This window comes from Micromonospora sp. NPDC005087 (assembly GCF_042872965.1).
GTDB lineage: Bacteria > Actinomycetota > Actinomycetes > Mycobacteriales > Micromonosporaceae > Micromonospora.
The window spans coordinates 108,718-127,060 of the sequence record NZ_JBIALB010000002.1 but is presented as its reverse complement, the minus strand read 5'-3'; the positions used below and the strand labels follow the sequence as shown (position 1 = coordinate 127,060).

19 protein-coding genes are annotated in these 18,343 nt (G+C 73.6%); 11 read left to right on the top strand and 8 right to left on the bottom strand.

Features of this window, described 5'->3' with window-relative positions; all coding sequences use genetic code 11:
- Window positions 1-62 precede the first annotated feature (62 nt).
- On the top strand, window positions 63-1,460 hold the full coding sequence (gene eccD, locus ACFYPS_RS05560) for a type VII secretion integral membrane protein EccD (protein WP_354964445.1): 1,398 nt from the start codon (window positions 63-65) through the stop codon (window positions 1,458-1,460).
- A gap of 58 nt (window positions 1,461-1,518) precedes the next feature.
- Here the strand turns inward: eccD and ACFYPS_RS05555 are convergent, their stop codons facing one another.
- Window positions 1,519-2,706 carry a type VII secretion protein EccE gene (locus ACFYPS_RS05555; protein ID WP_354964444.1) on the bottom strand — a complete coding sequence of 396 codons (1,188 nt, stop codon included), beginning with the start codon at window positions 2,704-2,706 and terminating at the stop codon, window positions 1,519-1,521.
- Window positions 2,707-2,868: 162 nt separating this feature from the next.
- Here ACFYPS_RS05555 and eccB point away from each other — a divergent pair, with 162 nt between their 5' ends.
- From eccB to ACFYPS_RS05515, 8 genes are all read left to right on the top strand, one after another.
- Window positions 2,869-4,395, top strand: coding sequence for a type VII secretion protein EccB (gene eccB, locus ACFYPS_RS05550; protein WP_387322928.1), 1,527 nt, complete (start codon window positions 2,869-2,871; stop codon window positions 4,393-4,395).
- Window positions 4,396-4,483: 88 nt separating this feature from the next.
- A complete protein-coding gene (locus ACFYPS_RS05545) occupies window positions 4,484-4,852 on the top strand; it encodes a hypothetical protein (protein WP_387322926.1) in 369 nt (122 codons plus the stop codon).
- Window positions 4,845-6,140, top strand: a complete 1,296-nt coding sequence (locus ACFYPS_RS05540; RefSeq protein ID WP_387322924.1) for a WXG100 family type VII secretion target — start codon at window positions 4,845-4,847, stop codon at window positions 6,138-6,140. Before ACFYPS_RS05545 ends, ACFYPS_RS05540 begins: the two co-directional genes overlap by 8 nt.
- 194 nt (window positions 6,141-6,334) lie before the next feature.
- Entirely contained in the window at window positions 6,335-6,694 is a 360-nt protein-coding gene (locus tag ACFYPS_RS05535) for a hypothetical protein (protein WP_354964440.1), read from the top strand.
- Window positions 6,695-6,774: 80 nt separating this feature from the next.
- Window positions 6,775-7,641, top strand: a complete 867-nt coding sequence (locus ACFYPS_RS05530; RefSeq protein ID WP_387322922.1) for a hypothetical protein — start codon at window positions 6,775-6,777, stop codon at window positions 7,639-7,641.
- A 109-nt stretch (window positions 7,642-7,750) separates the two neighbouring features.
- A complete protein-coding gene (locus ACFYPS_RS05525; RefSeq protein WP_387322920.1) occupies window positions 7,751-8,089 on the top strand; it encodes a hypothetical protein in 339 nt (112 codons plus the stop codon).
- A gap of 31 nt (window positions 8,090-8,120) precedes the next feature.
- Window positions 8,121-8,528 carry a TIGR03618 family F420-dependent PPOX class oxidoreductase gene (locus tag ACFYPS_RS05520; protein WP_354964437.1) on the top strand — a complete coding sequence of 136 codons (408 nt, stop codon included), beginning with the start codon at window positions 8,121-8,123 and terminating at the stop codon, window positions 8,526-8,528.
- 240 nt (window positions 8,529-8,768) lie between these two features.
- Window positions 8,769-9,413, top strand: coding sequence for a C39 family peptidase (locus ACFYPS_RS05515; protein ID WP_387322918.1), 645 nt, complete (start codon window positions 8,769-8,771; stop codon window positions 9,411-9,413).
- Between the two features lie 9 nt (window positions 9,414-9,422).
- Here the strand turns inward: ACFYPS_RS05515 and ACFYPS_RS05510 are convergent, their stop codons facing one another.
- Both ACFYPS_RS05510 and ACFYPS_RS05505 read right to left on the bottom strand, forming a co-directional pair.
- Window positions 9,423-10,727, bottom strand: coding sequence for an aromatic acid exporter family protein (locus tag ACFYPS_RS05510; RefSeq protein WP_387322916.1), 1,305 nt, complete (start codon window positions 10,725-10,727; stop codon window positions 9,423-9,425).
- A 153-nt stretch (window positions 10,728-10,880) separates the two neighbouring features.
- Window positions 10,881-11,051: an antitoxin gene (locus ACFYPS_RS05505; protein WP_387323569.1), complete on the bottom strand. Its 171-nt coding sequence runs from the start codon at window positions 11,049-11,051 to the stop codon at window positions 10,881-10,883.
- Window positions 11,052-11,253: 202 nt separating this feature from the next.
- On the opposite strand from ACFYPS_RS05505, the gene ACFYPS_RS05500 reads away from it, so the two are divergent.
- On the top strand, window positions 11,254-12,396 hold the full coding sequence (locus ACFYPS_RS05500) for an AI-2E family transporter (RefSeq protein ID WP_387322914.1): 1,143 nt from the start codon (window positions 11,254-11,256) through the stop codon (window positions 12,394-12,396).
- On the opposite strand, the gene ACFYPS_RS05495 is transcribed toward ACFYPS_RS05500, so the two are convergent.
- The gene (locus tag ACFYPS_RS05495; protein WP_387322912.1) at window positions 12,391-13,068 is read right to left on the bottom strand and encodes a dienelactone hydrolase family protein; all 678 of its coding nucleotides are present in this window, start codon (window positions 13,066-13,068) and stop codon (window positions 12,391-12,393) included. The two genes, ACFYPS_RS05500 and ACFYPS_RS05495, sit on opposite strands and share 6 nt — an antisense overlap.
- Before the next feature lie 221 nt (window positions 13,069-13,289).
- Here ACFYPS_RS05495 and ACFYPS_RS05490 point away from each other — a divergent pair, with 221 nt between their 5' ends.
- Window positions 13,290-13,469 (top strand): hypothetical protein, encoded by a 180-nt coding sequence (locus ACFYPS_RS05490; protein ID WP_210911137.1) that lies wholly within the window; start codon window positions 13,290-13,292, stop codon window positions 13,467-13,469.
- A 108-nt stretch (window positions 13,470-13,577) separates the two neighbouring features.
- Here ACFYPS_RS05490 and ACFYPS_RS05485 read toward each other — a convergent pair whose 3' ends face one another.
- From ACFYPS_RS05485 to ACFYPS_RS05470, 4 genes are all read right to left on the bottom strand, one after another.
- Window positions 13,578-15,950, bottom strand: a complete 2,373-nt coding sequence (locus ACFYPS_RS05485) for a glycoside hydrolase family 65 protein (RefSeq protein ID WP_387322910.1) — start codon at window positions 15,948-15,950, stop codon at window positions 13,578-13,580.
- A complete protein-coding gene (locus tag ACFYPS_RS05480; protein WP_387322908.1) occupies window positions 15,947-16,741 on the bottom strand; it encodes an HAD family hydrolase in 795 nt (264 codons plus the stop codon). The genes ACFYPS_RS05485 and ACFYPS_RS05480 overlap by 4 nt, the downstream gene beginning before the upstream one ends.
- Window positions 16,742-16,800: 59 nt before the next feature.
- Entirely contained in the window at window positions 16,801-17,265 is a 465-nt protein-coding gene (locus ACFYPS_RS05475) for a DUF4442 domain-containing protein (RefSeq protein ID WP_354964429.1), read from the bottom strand.
- A 62-nt stretch (window positions 17,266-17,327) separates the two neighbouring features.
- A complete protein-coding gene (locus ACFYPS_RS05470; protein WP_387322906.1) occupies window positions 17,328-18,338 on the bottom strand; it encodes a hypothetical protein in 1,011 nt (336 codons plus the stop codon).
- Between the last annotated feature and the right edge of the window lie 5 nt (window positions 18,339-18,343).

Here is an 18,343-nt window from a genome sequence, read left to right as displayed (position 1 = left end):
GTGGACCCGCACCGCGCGGCACCGCGGGCCCGCTGATCGTAGAAGGACACCAGGAGGCCACTGTGGCAACGAAGACGGCGACCGGTGGTCTGAGCCGGATCACCATCGTGGCTCCCCGTACCCGAATGGATCTGGCCCTGCCGTCGGACGTGCCGATGGCCGACCTGCTCCCCACCCTGCTGCGCTACGCCGGGGAGGACCTGGCTGACGAGGGGGTGCGGCACGGCGGGTGGGCACTGTCCCGGTTGGGCGGTGCGCCCCTGGACGGTGGGCGTACCGCCGGGCAGCTCGGCGTCCGCGACGGCGAGGTGCTCTACTTCAACCCCCGGTCCGAGGCGGCCCCGGAGGTCGTCTTCGACGACGTGGTGGACGCGGTCGCCACCGCCACCAACCAGCGCCCCGGCGCCTGGCAGGTCGGCGCGACCCGTTCGTTCGCGGTGTTGTTCGCCGCGGTGGCGCTCGGCGCCGGCGCGCTGGCCGCGCTCTTCGCCGGCCCGCCGCACCTGCCCGGCGCGGTGGCCGCCCTGCTGGTCGCGGTGGCGCTGCTGGTCGGCGCGGCGGTGCTGTCCCGGGCCGCCGGGGACAGCCGGACCGGTGCCGTGCTGGCCATGGTGGGCCTGGTGTACGCCGGCACCGGCGGCCTGCTGCTCCTCGCCGGCGATCGCCCGCTGACCGAGCTGGCCAGCCCGCACATCCTGCTCGCGGCCACCGCCGTGGTGGTCGCCGGGGCGGTCGCCGCGCTGGCCGTCGGCGACCGCTACCCGCTCTTCTTCGCCGCCCTCGGCGTGGGTGCCGCGATCGGCCTGGGCGCGCTGCTCTGTCTGGCCTTCGGCATGGACGCGCCGGGCTCGGCGGCGGTCGTGGCAGCGGTGGCGTTCGGCGTGGTGCCGGCGCTGCCGATGGTGGCCTACCGGATGGCCCGGTTGCCGGTGCCGTCGATCCCGACCGGCCCGGAGGACCTGAAGACCGACAGCGAGTCGGTCGACGGCCGGCAGGTGCTCCAGCAGAGCGAGCGGGCCGACGAGTTCCTCACCGGCCTGCTGTGGACCGTGTCGCTGCTGGTGCTCGGCGCCCAGCTGGTGCTGGCCCTGGACGGACGCCTCCCGGCGGTGCTGCTCTGCCTGGTGCTGGCCCTGCTCTCACTGCTGCGGGCCCGTCCGCTGCTGGGCCGGGCCCAGCGCACCCCGGTGCTGCTCACCGGCACCGTCGGGCTGGGTCTGAGCGCCGCGGCCACCTTCGCCAGCGGGTCGCTGCCGGTCCGGCTCGGCCTGATCCTCGGTGGGCTGCTGCTGGCCGCCGTGATCAGCCTGATCTACGGGCTGACCGTGGCCGGTAAGCCCATCTCCCCGGTCTGGGGCCGGCTGCTCGACATCGTCGAGATCATGCTGATCATCGCGCTGGTCCCACTCGCCGTCTGGGTCTGCGGTCTGTACGGCTGGATCGTCAACCTGCGGCCCTGACCGGGGGCTTTCCCGCCCGCAGACCAACGAGCCGGAGGGCTGGTCGGCGGGCGGGCGATCAGCGCGGTTGCGGACGGACGGAGCCGCCCAGCACGGAGGCCACCGGCGCGCTGGCGTAGACACCCGGGCCGTGCTGACCGTCCACCGACCGAGCCGGCGTGCCGGCCCGCTGCGCGATGTCCCGGACAACCTTGACCAGCGCCTCGACGTGGTTGTCCATCGCCGCGACACGCAGCAGCGGCGCCGCCACCCGACCGTCCGGCGACACCGCCGCGGCCACCGTGTGCGACGGGGCGGAAGTCGCGGTGATCGCGTCCACCAGCGGGCCGAGCGGGGCGTCCGACCGGCTGCGCAGGGCCAGGCAGCGATGCGTCCAGCCGCCGCCGCGCAGCCCCTGCCAGGATTCCGCCGGGGGCTCCGGCACCAGGTCCAACCCGGCGGCCGAGACCACGGCCGCCCGCAACTCGTCGCGGCCCAGCGGCCGGTGGGCCAGCCCGGCGGCGGTCAGCGCCTTGCCCAGCCGGCCGATCCCGGCGGCCAGTGTCCGGTGTACGCCGGGCAGCCCGCCACCCCGGCTCACCGCCTCGACCCGCGCGTCGCGGACGGTGAGCCGCAGTGCGACCCACACCGTCCGGTGCGCGGCCGGCGGCGCACCGGGCGCCGGATACCAGACCAGGGTGTGCGCGACGACCTGAGCCCGGGACACCGGGGCGGCGAAGTCCGCGAGCACCCGCAGCGCCTGGTCCATGGTCGACGCCTCCACCGAACCGACGACCGCGCCGGTGGTGGGTTGCAGCGCGACCGCCGCGAACCAGCCCTGGTCGTCCTGCCCGATGCCGAGCCGGGTGCCCCGGTCGGTCAGCTCGATGACGCTCAGCTCGGGGGCGAGCGCGGCCAGGCGCGGGTCCGATGCCGCGCCGCTGGTCAGGGCCGCCGCCGCGCGCTCGCGGCGGCGTCGCAGCCGCCGGCGCAGCAGCAGGTCCTCGAACCACCAGCGGCCGCCCCGACGGGCGAACGCGGCCAGTACGACCAGCGCCGCCGCCGTGCCCACCGTGGCGAGCAGCCAGCTGGGCCCGGTCGCGGCGGCCCAGACGGCGACCGCGCACAACTCCAGCACGACGAGCTGCCCGACCAGCACCGGACCGACCCGTCCCCGGCCGGGCCGATCGGCCGGCGGCGTCGCCCGCGCCGGAACGTCGGACGGGTTCGTGGCCACTCGGGCGGGTCGCGCCTGGACCTGCGTCATCGGTGACTGTCCCTCCTGCACGGTACGGCTCCACGCCGGGTCGGTCCGGCGCCGGCCACGGGCGGTGGTCCCAAGGACCCGCCGTCGGCCCCTTATCGTAGGGAAGCCCGCGACGGCACCCCGACCCTGATCGTCGCGGATCCACCCCGCCGGAGGTAAGTCATGCGGACCCGCCGCGATCAGGTGCAGGCGTACCGCTTCGTCACCCGCCGGATCGTCTCCGCGTTGCTGTCGGGCGATCCGGAGACCACGAACCTGCCGATGCGACGGCTCGGCATGGCCGTCTTCGGCAGTGTGATCGCCGCGGCCGTGGTGCTCGGCGGTGTCGGCGCGTACGGCCAGTTGACCGGGAACACCGCGCCGCTGGAAGAGAACACGCTGGTCATCGAGCGGGAGACCGGTGCGACGTACGTGTTCGTGGAGGGGCAGCTGCACCCGACGCTCAACTACACCTCGGCGCGGCTGATCCTGAACGAGGCGGACCCGGCGGTGCGCACGATGTCCCAGGCGTCCCTGCGGGACCGGCCGCGGGGCGGCACTGTCGGCATCGTCGGCGCGCCGGACGCGTTGCCGGACCGCAAGTCGCTGACCGGGCTGCCGTGGTCGGTCTGCGACGTGCCCGACCCGGCGGACCCGCGCCACTCCACCACCCGGGTGGTCATCGACCGGGCGCTGCCCGGCGGCACGCCGCTGGGTGACCGCGCGGTGCTGGTCACCGTGGACGACCAGCGGCACCTGCTCACCGGCAACGCCCGCCTCCAGGTGCTCGGCGGCGACCAGGCGATCGCGGCGCTGCGGATGACCGGCACGGCACCACTGCCGGTCGGGCAGCAGCTGCTCAACGCCGTACCGGCCGGGCCGCCGTTGCGTAAGCCATCGCTGCCCGGCCTGGGCGAACGCAGCGGGTTGAGCCTGGCCGGCAAGCAGGCCTCCGTCGGTCAGGTGTTCCGGGCGGCCGGTCAGCACTACGTGCTGACCCGGGAGGGGCTCGTCTCAATCTCTGAGATCACGGCCCTGCTGATGATCAGCGGCGGCGGTCAGATCATTGACATCACGCCGGATCAGGCCGGCCGGCTCTACACCGACAAGCGGCTGGACGAGGAGGGGCTGCCGCAGACGCTGCCCGCCCTGTACCCGGCCAGGGCCGGGCAGACGCTGCTGTGCGCGACGTACCGGGCCGGCAGCGGCGGCGGGCCGCCGACCACCACCGTGGAGGTCTTCGACCGGGCACCGGCGGAGCTGACCGCGAGCGAGTCGGGCCCGGTGCCGGTGCGGCAGACCGACCGGGACGCGGTACGCACGGCCGAGGCCGTGCTGCTGCCCGGCGGTAAGGGCGTCCTCGCCCAGGCCGCGCCCGGCGCCGGGACCAGCGGATCCGGTGCCGCCGGGTCGACGGTCTACCTGATCAGCCCGCAGGGCATCCGGTATCCGCTCGGGTCCGGTGAGACGCTGGCTGTGCTCGGCTACGGCGGGGTCACCCCGCTGGCGGTGCCCGGCTCGCTGCTGGCGCTGATCCCGACCGGGCCCACCCTGAGCCGTGAGGACGCGTCGACCTACTTCTCGCCCGGCGGGAAGCCGTCGACGACGCCGCCACGGGAGCCGACCCCGTCCGCCACAGCCAGCGGCGCTCCGGCGACCGGCGGAACGGGTGGTGGAGTGGCCACGGCATCGATCGAAACCGACGACTGAGCGGCCCGGACGGGTCGCCCCGGATCGCACTGGTGGACTAACCTGGGCTCGCTGACGGTTGTCAACCAGAACGACGGGGATGTTTGCCATGACCGGGCGTACGGAAGTCGACCTGCTGTCCCTTGAGGACTTCCACCAGCACCTGGCGGCGCGGCTGAGCCAGGCCGAGTCGGTGCTGCGCAAGCTCAACACCGAGATGCAGTGCAGCCCCCCGTCACTGGGCTCGTTCACCGACGCCACCCACAACGCGCGTCGCTACAGCGAGGTCCACCAGTCCTATGTCGACCAGGCCGAGCGGCTGCGGCAGGCGGTGCTCGCCGCGCAGCAGGCGACCAGCAAGATCCTGACCAACTACCGCACCGCCGAAGCGCGTAACGCGGCCAACGCCACCGACATCACCGCCGCGCTGACCGGCGTCGACCGGGCGTTGCAGCCGAAGGGGGACGGGCGTGTCTGAGTACACCCAGCGCTACCAGGGCAGCAGCCACCAGCAGCTCTACGACGCAGTGATGGCCGGCAAGCCGGAGCAGATCGACGGCGTGGCCGCCCAGTGGGCCTCCCTCAAGGGCATCCTTGACGGTCTCGGCCGGGAGCTGAGCGGCGACCTCGAAAAACTCGGCAACACGTGGACGGGCTCGGCAGGTCGGGAGTTCCAGCGGCGGCTGACGCTGATCGTCGACCACGCCGAGTCGCTGGGCGCGGGGATGGCCGACGTCAAACAGGCGCTCACCATGATGGCCAGCCAGTTGCGCACCGCGCACAAGCAGGCGGAGAGCCCGGACGAGACCGACGACAACGACAAGGCGGTCTCCGGGGCGCTCAAGGGCGCCGCCTTCGGCCTGCCCGGCGCGATCGTCGGGGGCATCATGGGCCACCAGCAGGACAAGGAAGAGCAGGAGAAGGCCCACCAGCGGATGGTGAACGTGGTGGCCGAGCTGGCCGCCGGTTACGACCTCTCCGCCTACGACCGGGTGGTCAACCCGCCCCCGCCCCACCCGGACACGCCGAAGACCACCAGCGACGACGCGACGACGCCACGCAGCGTCCCGGCCACCACCACGCCGACCGCCGCGCCCACCGCCTCCCGTAGCACCGCGCACACCGGCGGCGCGACCATCGCGACGCCCGACGGCGTCGCTCCGCCCCCGGTCGCCGGCGACGGGTCCGGCCCCGGCCAGGACGGCGCGGGCACCGGCGGCACGCCGGCCGTTGCCACCGGTCCGGGCAGCGGCGCGGGTGGTTTCACCACCTCCCTCGCCGGTGCGGATCCGGTGGTCGGCGGTGCGCTGCTCGCCGGCGGCGCCGCCGGGCTGGCCAACCTGTCCGGGCCGACCACCGTGGCCGCCAGCGCCGGCGGCACCGGGCCGGGTCTGCTCTTCGGAGCGCAGGGCGGGGCACCGGCCGGCGGGGTGCTGCGGACGTCCGCCCTCGCCGGTTCGGGCAGCACGCCCAGCACCCCGGTCCGAGCGACCACCGGTGGTGCGGCCGCGGCCGAGAACCGCGCCGCCAGCGGAGTCGGGCGCAGCATGGACGGTCGGCGCGCCGAGTCCACCGGCCGGTCGGCGGTGGCCGGTCGGCAGGGGGCGGCGGGCGGCAGGGGAGCCAATCGCCCGGGGGTGCTCGGCGGGCACGGCCGACCGGAGTCCGAGGAGTCCGACGAGCGGATGACCTGGCTGACGGAGGACGAGATGGTGTGGCGAGACGGCGGAGACGCTCCGCCGTCGGTGCTCGGCACCGCCGACTGATTTCCGCACCGGCGCACGCCTGTCGGCGGCGCCGTAAGAACGCTCCGCCGTGACCCCTGCCGGACCAGATCCGGCGGGGGTCACCGCTGTTTCGGCCCGCCAGCTCCGTCCACAGTGCGCGGCGTGGTGACGGTCACGCGCGAACGGGCCGTTGCCGAGCTGCGTCGGCGCGGGGCGGGGGTTAGGTTGGTCGGGTGTCCTCCGCAGCGCCCGTCCGCCCAGCCCGGTGGGCCGTGCTGCGGTCCCTGCGGGAGCTGACCCGGCTGGCGGTCACCGCGCTGGTGCTCGCGGTCGGCCTCGGCGGCGCCCTCGCCGCGACCCCGCCCCCGGCACCGACACAGCTGCGGCCCAGCGTCGTGAGCAGCCGGGTGGAAACCCTCCGGCCCGACGCCGTTCCGGCCGCCCAGCGGGCGGACCAGCCGGCCGCGTCGCGGCCCGTCAGCACTGTCGACACCACCGCGGCGACCGGCCCGGTCACCGGTGGCGCGAAGCACCCGCCAGCCGATCAGTTCGGGCGTGGTATCCCGCCCCGGCGCGGCCCGCCCACTCGCTGACCCCGGCCGACCACCGGCCCGGCGATTTCCGCAGCCCGATCCGGCTCATCCGTCCGGGCGCTCCCGTCACCGTCTTCGACGTGACACCGCCGGCACACCGGACGTCCGCCGCCACCCGTCGACACCCGTCGTTCGACCCTGAGGTGCTGATCATGCAGACCGTCCTCTCCACCGTCCTGCCCGACGTGCCTCGAGCCGCCGCCATCTGGCTGAGCCTGCTCGGGGTGGTCGCTGTCACTGTCGCCGCCCTGCTGTTGCGGCCCGGCCGGATCCGTCTCGATCCGGGTGCTCGGATCCGCCGCGCGGCCATGCCCAGCCAGCTTGAGCAGGTGCAGGAGGAACGGGAGCAGAGTCGCTACGCGCAGGAGGTCGCGGTGGCCGCCGAACGGGCCGCCACCACCGCCCAGCGCCGCCGGGCGGAGTGGGTCGCCGCGCAGGAGGAGGTCGAGACCGCCTGGCAGGCCTACGAGGCGGCCGAGGCAGCCGTACGGCGACTGAGCGCCGCCGCCGCGATGCCGTTGCCGCACACCTCCCGGACCCCCGCCGAGTACGTCGACCGCGAGCGCTACCTGCACCGGGCAGCGCTGGACGCGTACTGGCGGCGGGAGCTGTCGGTGGAGCAGCTCAGTGACGTCTTCGCGCACCGCGACGGCTGGGACCCGCGGCTGCACCCGGTCGAGCAGGAGCTCGTGTTGCAGCGGGCGATCCGCGACAATCTGGCGGCCCGGCACGCCGCCGCAGGAGAGCGGGAGCAGGCCGCGTGGCGTGCCGCCGAGCTGGCCGTGGCGGCGGCGCGGAGCCTGCGGGAGGAGGCCCACGCGGCGAGCGGACGGCGGGTTGCGGAGTCGGCCTCCGTGCTGCCGCTGAGCGAGGTCGTCCCGTCGGTCGAGCAGACCCGGGAGACCCAGGTGATCGCCCGCGGCCGCGCGGCGGTGCCCGCGTTCTGACCGGCCGGCATGACCGGCTGCCCGGCGGCGCGTTCGGGAGCGGAGAACCAGGCCGGGTGCCGGCCCCCGTCACCGGGCCGTGCGGGCTCCGGTGGGTTAGCGTGACGGAATGTCCCGACAGGCATGGGTCCTCGTGGGGATCGCCGGCATTCTGGCGATCGCCACACTGGTCGGCGCGGTGGTGCTGGCGGTGCGGGTGGTGCGGACCCGACGGCTGCTGGCCGGGCTCGGCGCGGGCGGCAAGGTCGCCTTCTACGGGGCGCTGATCTACACGATCTTCCCGGTCGACCTGCTCCCGGACCCGATCTACCTGGACGACATGGGTGTGCTGGCGGGCGCCTTGATCTACCTGACCCGCCTGGTGCACCAGCGCCGGGCGGGCCGCCGGCTGCCCGGGCAGCCGGACGCGCCCCCGGACCCGGACCGGGCGCGCCGCTCCGTGCCATGATCGTGGTCGGGTCGGCAGACGGGGGACGGTCATGGCGGGCGATCATCGACTGGACGTACGTGATGAGCGCGTTGCCGCGTTCTGCGCGGAACGGCACCTCGCGACGCTGACCACCGTGCGCGCCGACGGCACCCCGCACGTGGTGCCGGTCGGGGTCACCCTCGACCCGGCGGCCGGGCTGGCCCGGGTGATCACCTCCGGCGCCTCCCGCAAGGCCCGGCACGTGGCTGCCGGGGGCGCGGCGGGCGTCCCGGTGGCCGTCTGCCACGTGGACGGCCGACGCTGGCTGACCATCGAGGGCCGGGCGGTGCTCCGCTCGGACCGCACCGCCGTCGCGGAGGCGGAGCGCCGCTACGCCGAGCGGTATCGGACTCCGCGTCCGAATCCGGAGCGGGTGGTCATCGAGATCACCGTGACCGGCCTGCTGGGCAGCCTCTGACCCCCGATCGGGGACGTCGGCCTGATGACCGTTTCCTGCCCTGACGCCTGATTGGCCGCTCACCGTCGCCCGTCCCGGTCAGCCGGCAGCGGAATGCCGGCCGGAGCAGGGCCGTTACACCCCCGGTACGCCCCGGCCGAGACTGCCGCGGGTCATCGCTCCTGTTGAGCCGACCGCCATTCCCGGTGCTGCCGCCCTCCGCCACTCGGAGGCGCCAACCCCCCGAACGGAGACTCGACCATGAATCCGATCATCCAGAAGAGCGGCCTGTCCGTCGCCGGCATGCTGGTCGCCGGCGGTTGCGCCCTCGGCCCCGCGGTGGCCGCGCAGGCCGCCCCGGTGCAGGGCGCACCGACCTCGGCGAGCCAGAGCGACCGTTCCGCCGAGCGGGTCCTCGGCATCGACTACCAGGCTCAGCCGAACTTCTACTACTGCGGCCCGGCCGCCACCCGCATCGCGCTCTCCGCGCAGGGCAAGGCGCTCTCCCAGGACGAGGTGGCCAAGCTGCTCGGCACGACCGAGGCGGGCACCCCGTCGGCCCTGGACACCACCCGGGTGCTCAACGACCTGACCGGCGGCAAGTACCGGACCACGGAGATCCGTGACTCGGTGGCCCGCCCGGAGCAGGTTGAGCAGCTGCGCCGGGACGTGCTGGCGGCGGTGGACGCCGGCCGACCGGTGGTGGCCAACATCAAGGGCACGACGGTGGACACCGACGGCAACCCGCACTCGTACGAGGGCGGGCACTATCTGACCCTGGTCGGCTACCGCGACGGTGGCGACATGATCCGGATCGCCGACCCGGCCGACCCGGCGCTGGGCGAGTACTGGATGACCCTGCCGAAGGTCGCCAACTGGATCGCCGAGCGGGGCTACTCGTCCTGACCCTGCCGTTCATCGGGCCGGTCTCCCCCTGTCGGGGAGGCCGGCCCGCTCATCGTCGCGGTTGCGGGCGGCGAGGTGCGAACGCCGTCGGGCCCGGGCGGCCCGGGTCGGCCGGGACCGGTGCAGGCGTCGCCGGAGCGGCGGGTGGACGACCGCCTCGCCGGCCCCGGCCGCCCGGCGGACGACCGCGTTCGCATAGTCCGGCTCGCATCCGGCGGCCCGGAGCAGATCGCTGGACGCCGTACGCAGGCCGGTGACGAGCGCGTCGCCGAACGACTTGAGACCGGCGGCGGTGGCCCGCCCGGCCAGTTCGGCACACTGTTCGACCAGCCTGCGGGTGCACTCGGTGTCATTTCCGACCCGGCACTCCCTGCGCATCTCCGCCACCGCCTGGCCCAGTCGGGCGACCGCGTCCGGCAGCTCCGGCGGGATCGGCTCGTCGTACTGGAGGGCGGTCGTCGACCAGCGGGCCATGGCCCGGCTGTCCAGCATCAGCCGCTGGAGGTAATCGGCACTGCGGGCGTACCGGTGGAACTGCTGCCGCCGGTGCCAGCGCACGGGTGCGATCGTCACCACCTCCTCCGCCCCGCTCAGCGAATCGTTCAACCGACCCAGATCACCCTCGGTGGCGCGGAGCCGTTCCAGGACGCGCATCGCCCGGTCGGAGTCGCGCTCGCGCAACGCATGTGCCAGCTCGTCGAGCTGCTCGCAGAGGACCGCGTAGATCGGCGTCGCGGCGCGGTCGAGCGTCCGCACCGGGTTGATCGGCAACAGCAGCGCGACCACCACCAGGCCGACCACCCCACCGACCAGCGCGTCGAAGATGCGGGGCAGCTCCAGGCCGCGCTCCATCGGAGCCAGCGTGGCGATCAGCACGGCGGTACCGCCGGCCTGACCGACGAGCTGGCCACCCTTTCCTGCCACCAGCAGCGCGCTGGCGATGGCCAGGGCCACCACCATGCCGGTCTGCCACGGCCCCGAGCCGAGGAAGAACCGCAGCGTGTCGCCGATGACGATGCCCAGGCCCACGCCGGCCAGCAGCTCGAAGGTGCGCCGGGCCCGCTGGCCGATGGCGGTGGCGATCGTACCGACGGCGGCGGCGGGTGCGAAGACGTGCGCGCCGGGGCCGAGCAGGTGCTGGGCGATCAGGGCGGCGAGCGCCGCGGCCAGCCCGGCCTGGATGGCGATCACCAGGGTGACCTCCCACTGCCGGGCTCGGACCCGGCCGGCCTCCCCGCTGCGGCGCAACGCCCTCTCGGCGGCCTGGTCGAGCCGTGACCGGTCGCTCTCGGCTGGTGGTCGGTCATCGGCCATGGCGACGGTTACCCGGACGTCGGGGGGACAATCGTTCCCATCCGCCCCGGTGGCCCCCAGCGGCACCGATCGCTTCGGCGAACTGCTCGCCCAGCGCCCGGCAGGGGACCCGGGCCGCCGCGTGCACGGCGACCCGGGGAACGGCCCGGTAGGTCAGCGGACCTGGTCGCCCTCGCCGGTACGCGCCTGAGCCTGGTCCACACCCTTGTCGATCTTGTCGTCGTACTTTCCGCCGGTGCGCTTGTCGGCCATGTCGCCGGCCTTGTCCAGCCCCTGGTCGACCTGCTTGTCGTGCTTGTCCGCGAAATCCTTGGCCTTGTCCATGAAGTCACCCACGGCGCTCCTCCTCCACTCTGGTCACTCCCGTCAGCGTTCCCTGGGCCCGGCAGCGCAAACCGGTCGCAGTGGGTGGCCAGGAACGGCCCGCTACACCCGCCACGCCGGCCGTTCACCCACCGTTGAAGCGGTACGGGTGTCGGCGCACGCCGGGCCGGGTACCGACCTCGCGAGATCGAGGAGGGCCGACATGGCGGCAGACGAGCCCGGGGCGGGCATCGGGGCGACAACGGGCGGCCCCGGGCCGCGCCAGGCGTGGGCGGCGCTGCCCTGGCTGGTCCGGATCGCGGTGCTGTGGAGCGCCTGCCTGGTGGTGGTCGTCGCCGGGCTCTATCTGCTGGGCCGGATCGCCGTGCTGCTGGCGCCGTTGGCCATCGCGCTGGCCGCCACCATCTTCCTCACCGCGCTGCTCGACCCGGTGCTGCTCCGGCTGCGCCGGTTGCGGCTGCCCGCGGCGCTGGCCGCGCTGCTCACCGTACTTTTGCTGCTCGGCATCCTGGTGGGGGTCGGCGCGCTCGTGTGGAACCTGACGGCGAGCCAGTTCGACCAACTCAGCCAGGAGCTGACCCAGGGGCTGGACCGCACCCGGGACTTCGTCACGTCCACCCTGCCCGTCACCGACGCGCAGCTCGACCGCCTGGTCGACCAGGCGCGGCAGGGGCTGAGCGGGAGCTCCCCGGACCCGGTGGCCGGCGCCCGGACGGTGACCGAGGTGCTGGGTTCCGCGTTGCTCGCCCTGGTGCTGCTCTTCTTCCTGCTCAAGGACGGCCGCTCGATGTGGCACTGGGTGCTGTCCCGGACGACCGGCCCGAACCGGCCTGTCGTGGCCGAGGCCGGCCGGGCCGGCTGGCGGACGTTGGGCGCGTACAGCCGGGGCACCATGCTGATCGCCGCGATCGCCGCGATCGACGCGATCGGCATCGGCCTGGCCCTGGTGGTGTTGCGGGTGCCGCTCGCCCTGCCGCTGGCGCTGATCACCTTCCTCGGCGGTTTCGTGCCGATCATCGGCGCGACGGTGGCCGGCGCGGTGGCGGTGCTGGTGGCCCTGGCCGCCAACGGGCCGACCACGGCGCTGCTCACCCTGGCCGCTGTGATCGCCGTGCAGCAGATCGAGGGCAACCTGCTGGAGCCGCTGGTCATGAAGCGGCAGGTCCGGCTGCACCCGGCGGTGATCCTGGTGGCCGTCACCGCCGGCACCCTGATCGCGGGCATCGCCGGCGCCTTCGTCAGTGTCCCGATCACCGCCGTCCTCTGGCGCATCATCGACACCGTCCAACGCCACCACAACCCCAGCACTCCCGCCGGGGCGTCGGATGTCCCGTCAACCTCATGATCGACGCGACGGGGCGGTCGACCGGCTGAGGTGCGTGGTGAACCAGGTGCCGGCCTGGTCAGCGACCTGGTCGAGGGTGCCGGGCTCCTCGAAGAGGTGGGTGGCACCGGGCACCACCCGCAGCTCGCCGACCTCCCCCAGCTCGGCCAGCGCCTGCTCGTTGAGCGTGATCACCTCCTCGTCCAAGCCGCCGACCAGGAGCAACGTCGGCGTACGCACCTGTGCCAGAGCGGTGCCGGCCAGGTCCGGTCGGCCGCCCCGGGACACCACCGCGCCCACCAGGTCCGCGCGGGACGCCGCCGCGACCAGGGCGGCGGCCGCACCCGTGCTTGCCCCGAAGAGGCCGATCGGCACGTCACCGGCGGGGCGCTCGGCCGCCATCCAGTCCACGATCCCGGCCAGCCGGCCGGCCAGCAGCCCGATGTCGAACCGCAGTTCGGCGGTGCGCGCGTCCTCTTCGTCCTCGGTTGGGGTGAGCAGGTCCGCCAGTACCGTGCCGAGCCCACGAGCGTTCAGCGTCCGGGCCACCGCCACGTTGCGCGGGCTGTGCCGCGAGCTGCCGCTGCCGTGCGCGAAGAGCACCGCGCCCACCGGCTGAGCGGGCAGCATCAGATCTGCGGGGAGTTGGGCGTCCCCGACCGGGATGGTCACCGTGCTGCGCTGCTCGTCCATGCCCCACCTCCCCGTACTCGCCTGTGCTGTGGGTACCCAACTCGTCGCGCCGCACGCACCGCCGCCGTGCCGAGTCAGCGGACACGGCGGCGGGACGCCGCCGGCTGCCAGTGACCGCACCGGCCGTGGGTGGTGTTTGCCGGGTGGACCGTCGGGTAGCCGTGGGGCGACCGCAGACCGTGTCGGCGCACACCGCGCCCCGACGGATCGCGAGGATCGTCATGGCCCAGCAGCAGACGTCGCGGCAGCAGCAGATGGACGAGCGGAACCGGCGGGAACAGGACGCCGAGCGAAGCCGGGACTGGGGGGACGAGGCCGCGCAGGCGCGTACCTCCGAGGATCCCCGGGCGATGGCGCCCAGGGACGCGTTGGGGCGCCCTTCCACCGGCGAGCCCGTCTGACGCACCGGCCGGGTCCACCGATCCGACGGCCGGGGCCGGCCCGGCGCTCGACGGTCGGGGCCCACGTGAGATTCGAGGGCTGGGACGGGAGCTATCCCGTCCCGGCCCTCACTCCTCGTGCTCGGGCAACCGCAGCAGCGGTGACCTGCCCGGCGGCTGCTCCGGCTGCGGCCCGGACGGATCGGCCGGCGGCACCGGCACGGTCACCGGCTCGTCGCAGGTGACCCGCAGCACCTGGTCGTGGTGGCGCAGCTCCACCACGTCGTCCGGGCCGCCGTGGCGCAGCGAGTACGTCGTCTGGTGCGGCCGGACGTCCACCCGCAACGCCAGCCCGCGCCACTGGAGCGAGAACTCCAGACGGCTGAGTCGGCTGGAGAGCCGGGGCGCGAACGACAGGCGACCATCGTGGTCCCGCAACCCGCCGAGCCCACCGACCAGGGCGAGCCAGGCGCCGGCCAGCGAGGCCATGTGCACGCCGTCCCGAGTGTTCTCGTTGAGGTCGTGCAGGTCCATCAGCGCGGCCTCGCGCAGGTAGATGTGCGCCAACTCGGGATGGCCCACCTCGGCGGCGAGCACCGCCTGAGTGCAGGCCGACAACGACGAGTCGCGTACGGTGCGACGCTCGTAGTACAGGAAGTTGCGCACCTTCTGGTCCGGGGTGAACGCGTCCCCCCGCCAGTGCATGGCCAGGACCAGGTCGGCCTGCTTGACCACCTGCTTGCGGTACAGGTCGAAGTACGGGTAGTGCAGCAGCAGCGGGTACTTCTCCGCCGGCGTGTGCGCGAAGTCCCACTCCTGAAGCCGGGTGAACCCCTCCGTCTGCTGGTGGACCTGGAGCTCTTCGTCGTACGGGATGTGCATCGAGCTGGCCGCGTCGCGCCAGCTCGCCGCCTCCTCGTCGGTGACCCCGAGGTGGAACGCCTCATCCTGGTAGCGCATCACCACCTCGGCGGCGGCGAGCAGGTTCCGCTGCGCCATCAGGTTGGTGTAGATGTTGTCGTTCTTGATCGCGGTGTACTCGTCGGGGCCGGTGACCCCGTCGATGTGGAAGTGCCCGTGCCGGTCGTGGTGCCCGATCGAGCGCCACAGCCGGGCGGTCTCCACCAACAGCTCCAGCCCGATCTCCCGTTCCAGCTCGGTGTCCCCGGTGGCCAGCACGTAGCGGCGCAGCGCATCGGCGATGTCGGCGGCGATGTGGAAGGCCGCGGTGCCGGCCGGCCAGTACCCGGATGATTCCGGACCTTCGATGGTCCGCCAGGGGAAGGCTGCGCCCTTGAAGTTGAGCGTCTCGGCCCGCTCCCGGGCCTGCGCCAGGGTGCTGTGTCGCCAGTGCAGCGCGTTGCGCACCGCGCTCGGCTGGGTGTAGGTGAGCACCGGCAGGACGAACATCTCGGTGTCCCAGAATGCGTGCCCGTCGTAGCCGGGGCCGGTCAGCCCCTTCGCCGAGATCGGCCGACGCTCGGCCCGGGCACCGGCCTGGAGCACGTGGAAGAGGCCGAAACGGACGGCCTGCTGCACCTCCGGGTCCCCCTCGACCCGTACGTCGGCGGCGTCCCAGAACGCGTCGAGGTAGGCGCGCTGCTCGCGGCAGAGCCCGTCCCAACCGTCCAGTCGGGCCCCGGCCAGCGCCGCGCCGACCTGGTCCCGCAGCGCGGGCAGCGAGCGCCGGCTCGACCAGCCGTACGTCAGATACTTGACGATCCGCAGTTTCTCGCCGGGCTTGAGCACGCAGGCGATCGTGGTGCGGACCCAGTCCTCGTACCCCTCGGACTCGATGGTGGTGCGGTCCGGGCCGTGCACCTCGTGCTCCATCGCGGCGGCCACCCGCAGGCCGGAGACCTTGGTGCGGTGGATCAGCTGCCCACCATCCGGTGTGGTCAGCTCCTCCTCGGCCTGCAACGGCGATTCCAGCACCGCCGCGACCCTGGGGTCCGAGCTCTGCGGTGGCAGCGTCTCGTTGGCGACCAGCTCGGACTGCACGATCAGCCGGAGCGGCCCGTCGACGGGCTCCACCTCGTAGCTGATGGCGGCGACCGACCGCTGGGTGAACGACACCAGCCGGGTGCTGCGGACCTTGACCTCGTGGCCGGCCGGCGAGCGCCAGTGCAGCTCCCGGTGCAGGGTGCCGGCACGCATGTCGAGAATCCGCTCGTGGGAGAGCAGCTCGCCGTAGCGCACGTCGAGTGGTTCGTCGTCGACCAGCAGCCGGATCAGCTTGCCGTTCGTGACGTTGACGATGGTCTGCCCGGACTCGGGAAAGCCGTAGCCGGCCTCCGCGTACGGCAGCGGACGCAGCTCGTAGAACGAGTTGAGGTAGGTGCCGGGCAGGCCGTGCGGCTCGCCCTCGTCGAGGTTGCCGCGCAGCCCGACGTGCCCGTTGGAGAGCGCGAAGACGGACTCCGACTGGGCCAGCACGTCCATGTCGAGCCGGGTCTCCCGAACGTGCCAGGGCTCGACCGGATAGGCCCGCTCCCGGATCACGCCGGGCCCCGCTCCGCCGTCGTGTGGCGAGCCGCGGGCGGGCTGGCGTCACCCGCCTCGAGTAGGTCGGCGAGGTCGCTGACCACGACGTCGGCGCCGTGCGCGCGCAGCTCGTCGGCCTGACCGACCCGGTCGACGCCGACCACGTAACCGAAGCCGCCGGCACGAGCGGCGGCCACCCCGGAGAGCGCGTCCTCGAAGACGGCGGCCTGCGACCGGTCGACACCGAGCAGCCTGGCCCCGGCGAGGAAGGTGTCGGGGTGCGGCTTGCCGCGCAGGCCCTGGGACCGGGCGACCAGCCCGTCGACCCGCTCCTCCAGCAACGGTTCCAGCCCCGCGGCGGCGACCACCTCGCGCCCGTTGGCGCTCGCGGTCACCACGGCTCGACGCAGCCCTGCGGTGATCGCCGCCTCCAGGTAGCGCACCGAACCCGGGTAGACCTCGACGCCGGAGCTGCGCAGGCGTTGCAGCAGCAGGACGTTCTTACGGTTGCCGACCCCGTTGACCGTGTCGGCGTCCGGCGGGTCGTCCGGGCCGCCCTCGGGCAGCACGATCCCGCGGGAGGCCAGGAAGGACCGGACGCCGTCGGCGCGGGGTCGGCCGTCGACGTAGCGGTTGTAGTCCGGGCCGGGGTCGAACGGCTGGAACGGTTCACCGGTGGCTGTGGCGCGCTGCCGCAGGAATTCGTCGAACGTCTCCTTCCACGCGGCGTTGTGCACCTTGGCGGTCTGCGTCAGCACACCGTCCAGGTCGAAGAGACAGGCGGTCACGTGAGCAGGTAGGCCCAGCACGCTACGAATCTAACCATCCGTCCGGGTCGGCAAACCATGTTTCCGCCGCCAGACGGCGCTCAGTTCGGCCGCAGCGTCCAGACCACGGTCATCGCCGAGGTGGGCGTGCCGTCCTCGGTGGTGATCTCGACCTCGACCGGGAACTCCGGCCGCCTGCCGGACTCCAGCTCCTCGATCACCTCCAGAGCCGGCCGACCGAGCCGCGCGGTGGCCAGCACCGGGCCCCGTGCCAGTTTGCGGTAGGCGATCTCGGCGCGGACGGCGAGCGGCACGGCACGGTCCAGCAACTGCCCGAAGGCGGCCAGCACGACCGCGCCGGAGGCCGTCTCACCCAGGGTGAACATGGCCCCGGCGTGCGGCCCGCCGACGTGGTTGTGGGTGGCCGGCGAGTCGGGGAGACGGACGACCGCCCGCACCCCGCCTTCCGCCTCGGGTGCCACCTCGACAAATTCGAAGCCGAGCGTACGGGCGAACGGCACCGCTTCCAGCATGCCGGCCGCCACCTGGCGGGAGTCGATGGTCATAGGCTGACGTTACTAGCCGGTAACCAGCCCGGCAACCAGGGATTTCCCGGTCCCGTCGGTGCTCAGAGGTTGGCGATGGTCCGCAGGATCTCCGCGTAGAAGTTGCCGTCGATGCTGCGGAAGAAGGCGAAGTCCTGACCCGGGTCGCCGAAGAACGGACGCAGCGTCCACGCCAGCTGGGTGCCGACGAAGCCGAAGAGCAGGATCCAGATGTAGAGCAGGGTCATGCTGGCTGGCCGCTGCGTCGGCTCGCCACGGCGTACCGGCTGGTTGGCCCACTGGCGGTGCGGCTGCGGGTAGCCGGGCGGCAGCATGCCGGGCGGGAACGAGGCGTCGGCCGGCTGCCCGCTCCACTGGGCGGGGACCTGCGCCGGGGCCTGCGCGGCGGTCGAGCCGACCTCGGGGGTGGCGCCGTTCGGGACCGTACCGGCCGACCCGGCCGCCGCGGCACCAACCGGCACGGCGACCGGCTCGGCGACCTGGCCAGCCGGCGCGGCAGCCGGCACTGCGCCGGCGGGCACGGCGGCCGGCACGGCCTGCGCCGGGGCCTGAGCCTGGGCCGCCGCCGGGGCGAGCAGGCCGTGGTCGTTGAGCACCTGCATCCCGCCGGTCAGGAAGCGCAGCCCGACCAGCGCCGACAGGGTCAGGATCGCCACGTTGAGCAGCTTGAAGAAGCCGTAGTCGGGCGCGGTGATCAGGAAGAAGAGGCTGATCGGCGCGAACGCCACGGCGAGCATCGAGGTGACCGTGATCGCCACCATCACCAGTGCCAGTGACTGGCGCACCGAGAGGCGGGCACCGAAGACCAGATTGAACAGGTAGAGCGTGGGCAGGCAGATGGCCAGCGTGACCAGGAACAGCAGCGGCAGCTTCAGCGCGGAGGTCAGCGCCATCAACGGACTGTGAAAGGCACCCAGAACCGCCCCGTAGCAGGCGAGCGCGATGGCGGAGCTGGCCAGCATGCGTCCGGTCAACGCGTTCAGGTCGCGCTCGGAAACGATCTGCTGCCAGATGCCCTGCCGGTCGCGCAGGATGCGCTCGATGACGAGCGGGCTGGGACGGTCACCCGACACGGATG

Coding starts and splice junctions, on each gene's coding strand:
- ACFYPS_RS05520 (WP_354964437.1), top strand. CDS start 8,121: ATGGCGGGCGATCATCGACTGGACGTACGTGATGAGCGCGTTGCCGCG.
- ACFYPS_RS05500 (WP_387322914.1), top strand. CDS start 11,254: ATGGCGGCAGACGAGCCCGGGGCGGGCATCGGGGCGACAACGGGCGGC.
- ACFYPS_RS05555 (WP_354964444.1), bottom strand. CDS start 2,706: ATGACGCAGGTCCAGGCGCGACCCGCCCGAGTGGCCACGAACCCGTCC.
- ACFYPS_RS05515 (WP_387322918.1), top strand. CDS start 8,769: ATGAATCCGATCATCCAGAAGAGCGGCCTGTCCGTCGCCGGCATGCTG.
- ACFYPS_RS05475 (WP_354964429.1), bottom strand. CDS start 17,265: ATGACCATCGACTCCCGCCAGGTGGCGGCCGGCATGCTGGAAGCGGTG.
- ACFYPS_RS05495 (WP_387322912.1), bottom strand. CDS start 13,068: ATGGACGAGCAGCGCAGCACGGTGACCATCCCGGTCGGGGACGCCCAA.
- eccB (WP_387322928.1), top strand. CDS start 2,869: ATGCGGACCCGCCGCGATCAGGTGCAGGCGTACCGCTTCGTCACCCGC.
- ACFYPS_RS05545 (WP_387322926.1), top strand. CDS start 4,484: ATGACCGGGCGTACGGAAGTCGACCTGCTGTCCCTTGAGGACTTCCAC.
- ACFYPS_RS05525 (WP_387322920.1), top strand. CDS start 7,751: ATGTCCCGACAGGCATGGGTCCTCGTGGGGATCGCCGGCATTCTGGCG.
- ACFYPS_RS05490 (WP_210911137.1), top strand. CDS start 13,290: ATGGCCCAGCAGCAGACGTCGCGGCAGCAGCAGATGGACGAGCGGAAC.
- ACFYPS_RS05510 (WP_387322916.1), bottom strand. CDS start 10,727: ATGGCCGATGACCGACCACCAGCCGAGAGCGACCGGTCACGGCTCGAC.
- ACFYPS_RS05505 (WP_387323569.1), bottom strand. CDS start 11,051: ATGGACAAGGCCAAGGATTTCGCGGACAAGCACGACAAGCAGGTCGAC.